This is a genomic window from Roseateles noduli (assembly GCF_050626985.1).
Lineage (GTDB): Bacteria > Pseudomonadota > Gammaproteobacteria > Burkholderiales > Burkholderiaceae_C > Roseateles > Roseateles noduli_A.
In genome coordinates this window covers 5,437,261-5,449,285 of the sequence record NZ_CP192463.1, presented here as the reverse complement: position 1 = coordinate 5,449,285, position 12,025 = coordinate 5,437,261, and the positions used below count along the sequence as shown (strand labels likewise).

Below are 12,025 nucleotides of genomic sequence, written 5' to 3'. Positions count from 1 at the left end.
TCCGGGACCCGGCACACGATATGCCGCTGCGCACTAGGAGGATCCGCTGATGACTTCGACCCTGTCCCGTCCGTTCGCCACCGTCCGCAGCACGCTTCGCGCCACCGCGGCCGCCGCGTTGATCGTGGGCGCGCCGATGGCGCTCACCGGCTGCGGCTACAACGAGTTCCAGAGCCTGGACGAGCAGGTCAACGCCAGCTGGTCCGAGGTGCTCAGCCAGTACCAGCGCCGCAGCGACCTGATCCCCAACATCGTCAACACGGTCAAGGGCGAGGCCAGCTTCGAGCAGGACACGCTGACCAAGGTCGTCGAGGCGCGCGCCAAGGCCACCAGCATCCAGGTCACGCCCGAACTGGCGCGCGACCCCGCCGCGCTGCAGAAGTTCCAGGCCGCGCAGGGCGAGCTCTCCGGCGCGCTGAGCCGGCTGATGGTCGTCAGCGAACGCTACCCGCAGCTGCAGGCCAACCAGGGCTTCCGCGACCTGCGCGTGCAGCTCGAAGGCACGGAGAACCGCATCACCGTTGCACGCAACCGTTACATCAAGTCGGTGCAGGAATACAACGTGCTGACCCGCCGCTTCCCGACCAACCTGACGGCGAAGGTCTTCGGCTACGACACCAAGCCCAACTTCACCGTGCAGAACGAGGCCGCGATCTCCGCGCCGCCGACGGTGAGCTTCGACAAGCCGGCCACGCCCGCCACGACGCCGGCGACGACAACGCCGGCACCGGCCCCGGCGGCCTCGCCCGCGTCGAACTGAGGCCCCGCGCATGCGGGCGGCCTCGCTCCCGTTGCCGCACCGGCAGCCGTCGCGTCACTTGTCGCGTCACTTGTCGCGACACGTGTGGCGGTTGCTGGCGCTGGTCTTCTTCGGCCTGCTGATGAGCGTCGGCATGCTGCCGCGCGCACGGGCGCAGGACGTCCAGCCGATACCGCCGCTCAGCGGCCGCGTCATCGACCAGACCGGGACGCTGAGCGCCGCGCAGCGCGAGGCGCTCGACGCCAAGCTGGCCGCCTTCGAGCGCGAGGCCGGCCCGCAGATCGTGGTGCTGATGGTGCGCACCACCGCGCCGGAGGACATCGCCGCGTTCGCGCAGCGCCTCGGCGACCAGTGGAAGATCGGCCGCCGCGACGTCGGCGACGGGCTGCTGGTCATCGTCGCGAAGGACGACCGGCGCATCAACATCCAGACGGCCAAGGCGCTGGAGGGCGCGGTGCCCGACCTCGCCGCGCGGCAGATCATCGAGCGCGACATCACGCCCGCGTTCAAGGCCGGCGACTACGCCGGCGGTCTGAACCGCGCGATCGACTCGCTGCAGGCGCGCATCCGCGGCGAGCACCTGCCGGCGCCGACGCAGCGTGCCTCGAAGTCCGGCGGCGGCCACAACATCGACATCGGCGAGATCGCGATGATCGCCTTCCTCGCCGTGCCGCTGGTGGGCGCGGTGCTGACCTCGATCTTCGGCCGCAAGATCGGCAGCCTGTTCACCGGCGTCGGCGCGGGCGCCGTCGGCTGGGGCCTGAGCAACAGCCTGCTGCTGGGTGCCGGCGCGGCGGTCGCGTCGCTGATCCTGGTCGGCGTGCTCGGCATCGGCGCGGCGCGACGGCGCAGCGCGAGCCCTTCCTACAGTGGTTACCGGCGCAGCGCCCATGGGTCCGGGGGCATCTCGCCGCCGATCATCTGGGGCGGCGGTGGTGGCGACGGCGGCGGCAGTTGGGGTGGCGGCAGCGACGGCGGTGGCTTCTCGTCCGGCGGAGGCGGCGACTTCGGCGGCGGCGGCGCTTCGGGAGACTGGTGATGGAACGACCCACCGATCACGACGTCCGCCACGCCGGCGACACGAGCCGGCTGGGGCGCTTCTTCCGCCACCGCTTCTGGGACGAGGCCGACGTCCGGCGCGTGCTGCCGGCCGCGGCGCTGGCGCGCCTGTCCGCTCGCGTCACCGAGAGCGAGCTGAGTCACGCCGGCGAGATCCGCCTCTGCGTGGAGGCCAGCCTGCCCATCAGCTATCTGTGGCGGGGCCTGACGGCGCGGCAACGCGCGCTGGCGCTGTTCGGCAAGCTGCGCGTCTGGGACACCGAGCACAACAACGGCGTGCTCATCTATCTGCTGCTCGCGGAGCATGCGATCGAGATCGTCGCGGACCGCGGATTGAACCGGCGCGTCAGCGCGGCGCAATGGCAGCCCATCGTCGACGGGCTGCGGCAATCGCTGCGCGGCGGGCAGTTCGAGCAGGGGCTGCTGGAAGCGATCCGTGCCGTCGAGGCGCTGCTGGCGCAGCACTTCCCGCCCGAAGCCGGCGCGGTGCCGCGCAACGAGCTGCCGGACGCCGTCGTCGTGCTGTAGCGCTCTTTGACTGCCTAGGCCGCTGGCCCTCACCCCCGCCCTCTCCCGCAAGCGGGAGAGGGAGAGGGAGAGGGAGAGGGAATGCATCGAGCTGACCTTCTGACGGTGCCATCCTTCTTACCCCCTCTCCCGCTTGCGGGAGAGGGTGGGGGTGAGGGCCAGCGGCGGGGGAGGTGCTGAAGCGCCTTGCGACGTCAGAAGCTCTTGATCGGCTTGAGCTTCCAGCCGAAGCGCTCTTCCTTCAGGCCGCCCTTCACCGGCGGGAACTTCAGTTCCTTCGCCGGCACGGTGACGTCCGGCAGATGGTCCAGCAAATGGCGGATCACCGTCAGGCGGCCGCGGCGTTGATCGTTGAAGTCGACCAGCGTCCAGGGCGCCTGCTTCGTGTGCGTGTGTTCGAGCATGCGGTCGCGGGCGCGGCCGTAGTCCTCGTAATGCTGTCGCGCCTCGAGGTCGATCGGCGAGAGCTTCCACTGCTTCAGCGGATCCTCGGCGCGCTCGGCGAAGCGTTCTTCCTGCTGCTGCTGATCGACCGTCAGCCAGTACTTGAACAGCAGCATGCCGTCGTCGACGAGCAGCCGCTCCAGCACCGGCGCCTGCTTCAGGAAGTCTTCCGTCTGCTGCGACGTGCAGAAGCCCATCACCGCCTCGACGCCGGCGCGGTTGTACCAGCTGCGGTCGAAGAGCACGATCTCGCCCGCCGACGGCAGGTGCGCCAGGTAGCGCTGGAAGTACCACTCGCCCTGCTCGCGCTCGCTGGGTTTGCCCAGCGCGACGGTGCGGCACTGGCGCGGACTCAGCGTCTCGGAGATCGCGCTGATGACGCCGCCCTTCCCGGCGGTGTCGCGGCCCTCGACGATGATCAGCAGCCGCTTGCGCGTGTGCTGCAGCCAGCGCGCGAGGTTGTTGAGCTCGACCTGCATCGGCTGCAGGCGGTCCAGGTAGTCCGACTTCGACAGCTTGCCGTTCTTGCCGCTGCCCTTGTCGCTGCTGCCCCTGTCGCTGCTGCCTTTGTCGTTGCCGCTCTTGGCGCTGCTCCTGTCGTCGCTGCGCTTGCCAGCGCTCTTGGACTTCTTGTCGGCCATGCTGTCTCCGTGCCGTGAAGGACGGGCCAGCTTACCGCGCATCACCGCCGACGCGGAGGTGGCGCCGCGGCTGCCGCGCTGCTACGGCGATGCGCCGATACGGCGGATCAGAGCAGTTCGAGCGTCTGCATCCCCGCCCAGGTCTCGCCGGGCGGCAGCTCGATCGGCTTGAGCACCTGCGCGGCCTCGACGCACAGCATCTGCTTCCAGCCGCCCTCGGGCATGTCGGCGAGCGCGTCGCCCTTCTCCTGGCCGGGATTCCAGATCACGGCGTCGGTGAAGCCCTGCTGGCGGATCGCCACGCGGCGGTCGCCGTCGCGCAGGGTCAGGTCGTGCCGGGCGTCCTGGTAGATGCGATCCATCTCGCCGTCCAGGCGCAGCAGGTCTTCGTGCTGCGTGCCGGCGCGCTCGGCGGCGGAGTCCCAATACGCCAGACCCGACAGCCCTTGCACCGAGGCCGACATGATCTGCGTCAGCCGCAGATAGGTGTGCAGCGCGGCCGTGAAGGACAGCGGGGCGTCGCCCTTGTTCTCGCAGGCGAGCTCGATCTGCAGCGCGCGGCCGGCGATGCGGATGCTGATCTCGGCCTCGAAGGCATGCGGCCAGACCATGCGGGTGGCGTTGTCGTCGCTCAGGCGCAGGACGGCGAGAGCGTCCTCCTTGCCCGACTCGGCGCTGACCAGCTGCCAGGGCTTGCCGCGCGCGAAGCCGTGGCGCTGCAACGGGCCGCGGGTCGCGAACTGCGGAAAGATCACCGGCACGCCGCCGCGGATCGCCTGGCCGGTGGCGAAGGCGCTCTTCGGCGACAGGAAGAGCTGCTCATCGGCGCCGGCGGGCACCCACGACACCAGATGGGCGCCATGCAGCAGCAGCGTCGCGCGGGCGCCGCCGGGGGCGCGGAGTTCAAGGGCTTCGAGGCCCTGGTGACGGGTGATGGCGATCGGGGTGGTCATGCTCAGAAAGAAAAAACCCACCGGCGCGAACCGGTGGGTGGTCGACCAGCCAGCCATGGAGGCCGACCGGTATCGCGGTTCGGGACGAAGCCCTTAGTTTTTCACAACCTGACGCGCCCGGGGACCCGGCAGCAGGCCATTCGGAGCGTAGACCAGACGGTTGCCCGCCAGACCCGCGATGTCGTAGCTGCGATCCGTCAGGTTGCTGACGATTTGGTTGATCAGCGCACCGATCAGGCCCTGGTTGTTGTTCTGCTGCTCGGCGCTCGACGCGCGGGCCTGGCCTTCCCACAGCAGCGCGCCGGTGCGGAGGTCGACCAGCTTGGCCTGCACCTCGACGATGGTTTCGCTCGTCAGCACCTTGTAGACCGAACCGTACTGCTTCACGCCGACATACAGCGCCGCGTCGGCGCCGAAGATCTGGCGCAGCTTGGCGGTATCGATGTTGTGCGCGTCGGACGGTGTCGTGACGCCGTTGGTGCGCAGGGTCTCGTCGACCAGCGCCACCGGCAGCACGTAGTAGCCGGCTTCGGCCAGCGGCATCGACAGGTTGGATAGCACGCCGTAAGTGGCGTTCACGTCCGGGGTGTCGTTCATCGGCGGCAGCACCAGCAGGGACGCCGGCTTGGCGGCCTTGTACGCGGTGTAGTCGTAGGGCTTGGGCGGCGCTGCGCAGGCGGTCAGCGCGGCCAGCACGGCCACCGCGCCCAGGCGCTTGATCAGGGACATCAGGTTCGTCATGGTGTCGTTCTCCTGCACGCTCAGACGCCGCTCGCGGCCTTGGCGGGCGCGGCAGCCGCTGCGGCGGCGGTCTTCTCGGCGGGCTTCTTCAGCAGGAAGTCCACGTAGGCGGCGGACTCCGGGAACAGCGCGCGTTCGGCTTCCAGGTGCGCACGGGCGGCGTCGTCGTTGCCGACCTTCGCGTAAAGCAGCGCCAGGTGGCCGTGCAGGCCGGGTGGCGTCGCTTCGTTGGCGGCCTTGTTCTTGATCAGTTGCGCTTCGAGCTGCGTGATCTGGTCGCCGGGCGTCGCGCCGTTGGTCTTGAAGTACTGGTAGACGCTGGTCTGGTAGCCGCTCCACTGGTACAGCGGTTTCTGCGGCGTGCCGCAGGCGGTCAGCAAGGCGGCAACGGCCGCGAAGGCGCTCACGCGGAGCGCGCGGGTCATACGGATGGTCATGATCGGTTTCCGGTTCAGCGGGCGGCTTGCGGCTTCCAGGCGCCACTGTCGATGCCGGCGACCATCGTGTTGACGGCCTCCTTGATGGCCAGGTCCAGGACCTTGCCGTTCAGCGTCGCGTCATAGCTCGCGGTGCTGCCGAAGCCGATGATCTCGCGGGTCGACAGCTCGTACTCGCCGGCACCCTGCGCGGAGTACACGACTTCCGAGGTCTGGCTGTTGACGATGTTCAGCGTCACCTTCGCGTAGGCGATCTGCTTCTTGCCGCGGCCCAGCACGCCGAAGAGCGCCTGGTCGCCAACTTCCTTGCGGCCGAATTCGGTCACCGAGCCGGTCACCAGGAAATCCGCGCCCTTGATGGCCAGGTTGCTGTTCTTGAACTTGGCCTCCTGCTGCGCTTCTTCGAGGTTGTCGCGGTCCAGCACGCTGAAGCGGTTGGTCTGCTGCAGATGAGCGACCAGAATCGACTTCGACTGATTGCCCAGGCGGTCGATGGCATCGGCGAACATGCCGCGCATAAAGCTCGAGCGGTTCTCGAACTTGCCCACGGCGATCGGCGCGCGCTGACCCTGGTACTGAGCCGGTGCCGGCGTCGCGGCGCGGGGGACTTCGATGCTGCGGGACTGTTCAGTGGCGGCGCAACCGACCAAGGCGGTCACGGCGAGCGCAATCGAGGCGCGACGCGCCAGGACGTTGAATGACATGGGGACTCCCTCAAAGAAATGCCGGCTCTATGCCGGTGACGTCTCCGGTTGGAACCGGATGTGCGAAGTGTGCGTCATCGCACAAAGGCAAATCGCCCCCTCTGAAAAGAACATCGGCAGGAGTGCGAGTTTTTCGCAGTCCTGCCGATGCAGTGTGGCGTCCTGGCCGCACCAGGCGGCCAATGCGAGGTCCGGGCTGGTGGGGTCGGTTCAGCGCTTGGCGCGGAACTTCCGCAGCGCCGCGATCTGCGCGGCCATCGCCGCGAATTCGCTTTGCGCCTTGGCGAAGTCGATGTCGCTCTTGGCGTTCTTCATCGCGTCTTCGGCGGCCTTCTTCGCGGCCTCGGCACGGGCCTCGTCGAGGTCCTTGCCGCGGATCGCGGTGTCGGCCAGCACGGTCACGACGTCGGGTTGCACTTCCAGCAGGCCGCCGGCGACGAAGACGAACTCTTCATCGCCATTGGGACGCTGGATGCGCACGGCGCCCGGCTTGATGCGGGTGATCAGCGGGGTGTGCTTGGGCAGGATGCCCAGCTCGCCGCCTTCGCCCGGCAGCGCCACGAATTTCGCCTCGCCCGAGAAGATCTGCTCTTCCGCCGAGACCACGTTCACGTGGAGGGTTGCCATTGCGTTTCCTTGATCGAAAGGTGGGAAGTCCGTTCAGCTCATCGACGACGGGTCCGTCAGGACCGCGTCGTCGAACGGGCTTTACTGGATCTTCTTGGCCTTCTCGAAAGCTTCGTCGATCGTGCCGACCATGTAGAACGCTTGCTCCGGCAGGTGGTCGCATTCGCCGTTCACGATCATCTTGAAACCACGGATGGTTTCCTTCAGCGGAACGTACTTGCCCGGCGCGCCGGTGAACACTTCCGCGACGTGGAACGGCTGCGACAGGAAACGCTGGATCTTGCGAGCGCGGGCCACGGCCTGCTTGTCTTCCGGCGACAGCTCGTCCATGCCCAGGATCGCGATGATGTCGCGCAGTTCCTTGTAGCGCTGCAGCACCGACTGCACCGAACGCGTCACGTTGTAGTGCTCTTCGCCGATGACGTTCGGGTCGATCTGACGCGAGGTCGAGTCCAGCGGGTCCACGGCCGGGTAGATGCCCAGCGACGCGATGTCACGCGACAGCACGACGGTGGCGTCCAAGTGGGCGAAGGTCGTGGCGGGCGACGGGTCGGTCAGGTCGTCCGCGGGGACGTACACGGCCTGGATCGAGGTGATCGAGCCGACCTTGGTCGACGTGATCCGCTCCTGCAGGCGGCCCATTTCCTCGGCCAGCGTCGGCTGGTAGCCCACCGCGGACGGCATGCGACCCAGCAGCGCGGACACTTCGGTACCGGCCAGCGTGTAGCGGTAGATGTTGTCCACGAAGAACAGCACGTCACGGCCTTCGTCGCGGAACGACTCGGCCATGGTCAGGCCGGTCAGCGCCACGCGCAGACGGTTGCCCGGGGGCTCGTTCATCTGGCCGTAGACCATCGCGACCTTCGACTTGCTCAGGTCCTCCTGGTTCACGACGCCCGCGTCGGACATCTCGTGATAGAAGTCGTTGCCCTCACGGGTACGCTCGCCGACACCCGCGAACACCGACAGACCCGAGTGAGCCTTGGCGATGTTGTTGATCAGCTCCATCATGTTGACGGTCTTGCCGACGCCGGCGCCGCCGAACAGGCCGACCTTGCCGCCCTTGGCGAACGGGCAGATCAGGTCGATGACCTTGATGCCGGTTTCCAGCAGCTCCTGCGACGGGCTCAGCTCGTCGTAGGCCGGGGCCTTGCGGTGGATGGACGCGGTCTGCGCGCGCGAGACTTCGCCGCGCTCGTCGATCGGGTTGCCCAGCACGTCCATGATGCGGCCCAGCGTGGGCTGGCCGACCGGAACCTGGATCATGTCGCCGGTGTTGTAGACCTCGCTGCCGCGGCGCAGGCCGTCGGACGAGCCCAGCGCGATGGTGCGCACCACGCCGTCGCCCAGCTGCTGCTGGACTTCCAGCGTCAGGGTCGAGCCTTCCATCTTCAGGGCGTCGAACACCTTCGGCATCTGGTCACGCGGGAATTCCACGTCCACCACGGCGCCGATGCACTGAACGATCTTGCCCACCGATTGAGTGTTAGCCATTTCTTCGTTCCTTCAATTCAAATCTGTTGCCTGCGATCGATCGCGAGATCAACCGCTGATGGCGGCCGCGCCGCTGACGATTTCCGACAGTTCCTTCGTGATCGCGGCCTGGCGGGTCTTGTTGTAGACCAGCTTCAGCTCACCGATCAGCGTTCCGGCGTTGTCGGTCGCGGCCTTCATGGCCACCATCCGCGCGGATTGCTCAGACGCCATGTTCTCGGCCACGGCCTGATAGACCAGGGCTTCGGTGTAGCGCACCAGCAGCTCGTTGATCACGGTCGGGGCGTCGGGTTCGTACAGGTAGTCCCATGCGTGACCCGCGGCATCCGTCTCCAGCGACTCGGCCGTCAGCGGCAGCAGCTGCTGCACCACCGGCTCCTGCTTCATCGTGTTGACGAAGCGCGTGTAGCAGAGGTAGACCGCCGACAGCTTGCCGTCCGCATACGCGTCCAGCAGCGTCTTGACCGGGCCGACCAGCTTCTCGAGCTGGGGGCTGTCGCCGAGCTGCGTCGCATGCGCGACGACCTTGGCGCCGATCCGGTTCATGAAACCCAGACCCTTGTTGCCGATCGCCACCACTTCGGACTTCTGACCCGCGGACTCAACTTCCTTGAGCTTGCCGGTCGCCGCGCGAAGCAGGTTGGTGTTCAGACCGCCGCACAGACCCTTGTCCGTCGTGACCACCACGAAGCCCACCGACTTGGCGTCCGGGTTCGCCACCATGAACGGGTGACGGTATTCCGGATTGGCCTTCGACAGATTGGCGGCGATGTTGCCGACCTTCTCCGCGTACGGACGGGCCGCGCGCATCCGATCCTGCGCCTTGCGCATCTTCGAAGCGGCGACCATCTCCATGGCCTTGGTGATCTTCTTGGTGTTCTCGACCGACTTGATCTTGCCGCGAATTTCCTTGCCTGCTGCCATGATTTCTCCTGTGAGGGCCGGGTCTTGCCTGACTTCAACGAGACCCGGTCATGGGTTGCTTAGGCGAAGGACTTCTTGAACGACGTGATCGCGGCGTTCAGTTCGGCTTCGGCATCCTTGTCCATGGCCTTGTCGCTTTCCAGCTTCGTCAGCAGGGCGGCGTGCGAGGACTTCAGGAACTGGTGCAGACCGTGCTCGAACGGCAGGACCTTCTTGACGTCGATGTCGTCCATGAAGCCCTTGTTCGCGGCGTACAGCGACGCGCCCATCAGGCTGATGGACAGCGGGCTGTACTGGGCCTGCTTCAGCAGTTCCGTCACGCGGGCACCGCGGTCCAGCTGCCTGCGGGTCGCGGCGTCCAGGTCCGAGGCGAACTGCGCGAACGCGGCCAGCTCACGGTACTGGGCCAGGTCGGTACGGATACCGCCGGACAGCGACTTGATCAGCTTGGTCTGCGCAGCGCCACCGACGCGCGACACCGAGATGCCGGCGTTGATCGCGGGACGGATGCCGGCGTTGAACAGGTTGGTTTCCAGGAAGATCTGGCCGTCGGTGATCGAGATGACGTTCGTCGGGACGAAGGCGGACACGTCGCCGGCTTGCGTCTCGATGATCGGCAGCGCGGTCAGCGAGCCGGTCTTGCCCTTGACTTCACCCTTGGTGAAGGCTTCGACGTACTCGGCGTTGACGCGGGCGGCGCGCTCCAGCAGACGGCTGTGGAGATAGAACACGTCGCCGGGGAAGGCTTCGCGGCCCGGAGGACGGCGCAGCAGCAGCGAGACCTGGCGGTAGGCGACGGCCTGCTTGGACAGGTCGTCGTACACGATCAGCGCGTCTTGACCGCGATCGCGGAAGTACTCGCCCATCGTGCAGCCGGAGTAGGCCGACACGTACTGCATCGCGGCGGATTCCGACGCGGACGCGGCGACGACGATGGTGTAGTCCATCGCACCGGCGGCTTCCAGGGCGCGCACGACGTTCTTGATCGACGAGGCTTTCTGGCCGATCGCGACGTACACGCAGGTCATGTTCTGACCCTTCTGGTTGATGATCGCGTCGATCGCCACGGCGGTCTTGCCGGTCTGGCGGTCGCCGATGATCAGCTCGCGCTGGCCACGGCCGACGGGCACCATCGAGTCGATCGACTTCAGGCCGGTCTGCACCGGCTGGTCGACGGACTTGCGGGCGATCACGCCCGGGGCGACCTTCTCGATGACGTCGGTCATCTTGGCGTTGATCGGGCCCTTGCCGTCGATCGGCTGACCCAGCGCGTTCACGACGCGGCCGATCAGCTCGGGGCCGACCGGCACTTCCAGGATGCGGCCCGTGCACTTGACGGTGTCGCCTTCGGAAATGTGCTCGTAAGCGCCCAGGATCACGGCGCCGACGGAGTCGCGCTCCAGGTTCAGCGCCAGACCGAAGGTCTGCGTGCCGTCCGGGGCGACCGGGAATTCCAGCATTTCGCCTTGCATCACGTCGGACAGGCCGTGCACGCGCACGATGCCGTCGGACACGGACACGACGGTGCCCTGGTTGCGCACGTCGGTGGACGCGCCAAGGCCTTCGATGCGGCTCTTGATCAGTTCGGAAATTTCAGCAGGATTCAGTTGCATTGCTTGCTCCCAGCGGCATCCCGCCGAAGCGGGACACCAGGGTGAATCGGGGGGATCTCAGGCAGTCGGGCCGAAGCCTGAAGCCGAGGCTTCAGGCAGTCAGCGCCACTTTCATGCGTTCCAGACGGGCCTTCACCGAGGTGTCCAGCACCTCGTCGCCGACCACCACACGGATACCGCCGATCAGGCCAGGCTCCAGCTCAACCTGCGCTTGCAGCTTGCGACCGAAGCGCTTCTCCAGCGACACGACCACGTCGGCCAACTGGGCCGGCTCGATCGGGAACGCGCTGTAGATGTGCGCATCGGACACGCCGGAAGCGGCGTTGGCCAGTTCGTGGAACTGCTGGACCATCGCCGGCAGCGCCGACAGGCGGCCGTTGGCGATCACCTCGCGCAGGAAGTTCTGAACGCCGGGCACCAGCGACTGGCCGCTCGCCGCGGACACCACCTGGAACACCTGTTCGGTGGTCACCTTGGGGTCTTCGGCGAACTGGCGCAGTTGGCTGTCGCCGGCGACGAGCGCCAGCGCGGCGAGCTGCTCGTTCCAGGTCTTGAGGTCCTGGGAGGACGCGACCTGGAACAGCGCTTCGGCGTAGGGACGGGCAATGGTTGCGAGTTCAGCCATGATTACAGCTCCGTCTTGAGACGGTTCAGCAATTCGGCGTGCACGCTGGCATTGACCTCGCGCTGCAGGATCTGCTCGGCGCCCTTGACGGCCAGCGCGGCGACCTGCTCGCGCAGGGCCTCGCGGGCGCGCACCGACTGCTGCTCGGCTTCAGCCTTGGCAGCGGCGATGATCTTGGCGCCTTCGTCTTCCGCACGCTTCTTCGCTTCGTCCACGATCGCGGCGCCGCGCTTTTCAGCGTCGGACAGCAGCTTGGTGGTTTCGTTGCGGGTCTGCGCCAGTTGCTCGTCGACCTTCTTGTTGGCATTGGCCAGTTCGGCCTTGGCCTGGTCAGCGGCGGTCAGGCCGGCACGGATCTTTTCCGCGCGCTCGTCCAGTGCCTTCACGATCGGCGGCCAGATGAACTTCATCGTGACAACCATCAGGATGAAGAACGGGATCCACTGAATGAAGAGGCTAGCGTTGATATTCACGG

Annotated in this window: 14 protein-coding genes; 3 read left to right on the top strand and 11 right to left on the bottom strand. The window is 67.1% G+C overall.

Annotated features, from left to right (window positions below; genetic code table 11):
- Positions 1-49 precede the first annotated feature (49 nt).
- The 3 genes from ACQ4L4_RS23760 (at position 50) to ACQ4L4_RS23750 (ending at position 2,347) form a co-directional block, all read left to right on the top strand.
- A complete protein-coding gene (locus tag ACQ4L4_RS23760) occupies positions 50-760 on the top strand; it encodes a LemA family protein (protein WP_431101313.1) in 711 nt (236 codons plus the stop codon).
- A gap of 70 nt (positions 761-830) precedes the next feature.
- The gene (locus ACQ4L4_RS23755; protein WP_431101312.1) at positions 831-1,799 is read left to right on the top strand and encodes a TPM domain-containing protein; all 969 of its coding nucleotides are present in this window, start codon (positions 831-833) and stop codon (positions 1,797-1,799) included.
- On the top strand, positions 1,799-2,347 hold the full coding sequence (locus tag ACQ4L4_RS23750) for a TPM domain-containing protein (RefSeq protein WP_431101311.1): 549 nt from the start codon (positions 1,799-1,801) through the stop codon (positions 2,345-2,347). Before ACQ4L4_RS23755 ends, ACQ4L4_RS23750 begins: the two co-directional genes overlap by 1 nt.
- 194 nt (positions 2,348-2,541) lie before the next feature.
- On the opposite strand, the gene ppk2 is transcribed toward ACQ4L4_RS23750, so the two are convergent.
- From ppk2 to ACQ4L4_RS23695, 11 genes are all read right to left on the bottom strand, one after another.
- Positions 2,542-3,432 carry a polyphosphate kinase 2 gene (gene ppk2, locus ACQ4L4_RS23745; RefSeq protein WP_431101310.1) on the bottom strand — a complete coding sequence of 297 codons (891 nt, stop codon included), beginning with the start codon at positions 3,430-3,432 and terminating at the stop codon, positions 2,542-2,544.
- Between the two features lie 107 nt (positions 3,433-3,539).
- Positions 3,540-4,385 (bottom strand): D-hexose-6-phosphate mutarotase, encoded by an 846-nt coding sequence (locus ACQ4L4_RS23740; RefSeq protein WP_431101309.1) that lies wholly within the window; start codon positions 4,383-4,385, stop codon positions 3,540-3,542.
- Positions 4,386-4,478: 93 nt separating this feature from the next.
- Positions 4,479-5,126: a DUF799 domain-containing protein gene (locus tag ACQ4L4_RS23735; RefSeq protein ID WP_431101308.1), complete on the bottom strand. Its 648-nt coding sequence runs from the start codon at positions 5,124-5,126 to the stop codon at positions 4,479-4,481.
- A 20-nt stretch (positions 5,127-5,146) separates the two neighbouring features.
- A complete protein-coding gene (locus ACQ4L4_RS23730) occupies positions 5,147-5,563 on the bottom strand; it encodes a DUF4810 domain-containing protein (RefSeq protein ID WP_431101307.1) in 417 nt (138 codons plus the stop codon).
- Between the two features lie 14 nt (positions 5,564-5,577).
- On the bottom strand, positions 5,578-6,267 hold the full coding sequence (locus ACQ4L4_RS23725) for a CsgG/HfaB family protein (protein ID WP_431101306.1): 690 nt from the start codon (positions 6,265-6,267) through the stop codon (positions 5,578-5,580).
- A 210-nt stretch (positions 6,268-6,477) separates the two neighbouring features.
- Complete coding sequence (locus ACQ4L4_RS23720; RefSeq protein WP_088405913.1) at positions 6,478-6,894, bottom strand: F0F1 ATP synthase subunit epsilon; 417 nt, start codon at positions 6,892-6,894, stop codon at positions 6,478-6,480.
- 81 nt (positions 6,895-6,975) lie between these two features.
- The gene (gene atpD, locus ACQ4L4_RS23715; protein WP_377158329.1) at positions 6,976-8,388 is read right to left on the bottom strand and encodes a F0F1 ATP synthase subunit beta; all 1,413 of its coding nucleotides are present in this window, start codon (positions 8,386-8,388) and stop codon (positions 6,976-6,978) included.
- A 48-nt stretch (positions 8,389-8,436) separates the two neighbouring features.
- Positions 8,437-9,312 carry a F0F1 ATP synthase subunit gamma gene (gene atpG / locus ACQ4L4_RS23710; protein WP_297530792.1) on the bottom strand — a complete coding sequence of 292 codons (876 nt, stop codon included), beginning with the start codon at positions 9,310-9,312 and terminating at the stop codon, positions 8,437-8,439.
- A 59-nt stretch (positions 9,313-9,371) separates the two neighbouring features.
- Positions 9,372-10,925, bottom strand: a complete 1,554-nt coding sequence (gene atpA / locus ACQ4L4_RS23705; protein WP_431101305.1) for a F0F1 ATP synthase subunit alpha — start codon at positions 10,923-10,925, stop codon at positions 9,372-9,374.
- 91 nt (positions 10,926-11,016) lie between these two features.
- Entirely contained in the window at positions 11,017-11,550 is a 534-nt protein-coding gene (locus ACQ4L4_RS23700; protein ID WP_431101304.1) for a F0F1 ATP synthase subunit delta, read from the bottom strand.
- A gap of 2 nt (positions 11,551-11,552) precedes the next feature.
- Positions 11,553-12,023, bottom strand: a complete 471-nt coding sequence (locus ACQ4L4_RS23695; protein ID WP_431101303.1) for a F0F1 ATP synthase subunit B — start codon at positions 12,021-12,023, stop codon at positions 11,553-11,555.
- Positions 12,024-12,025: the final 2 nt, after the last annotated feature.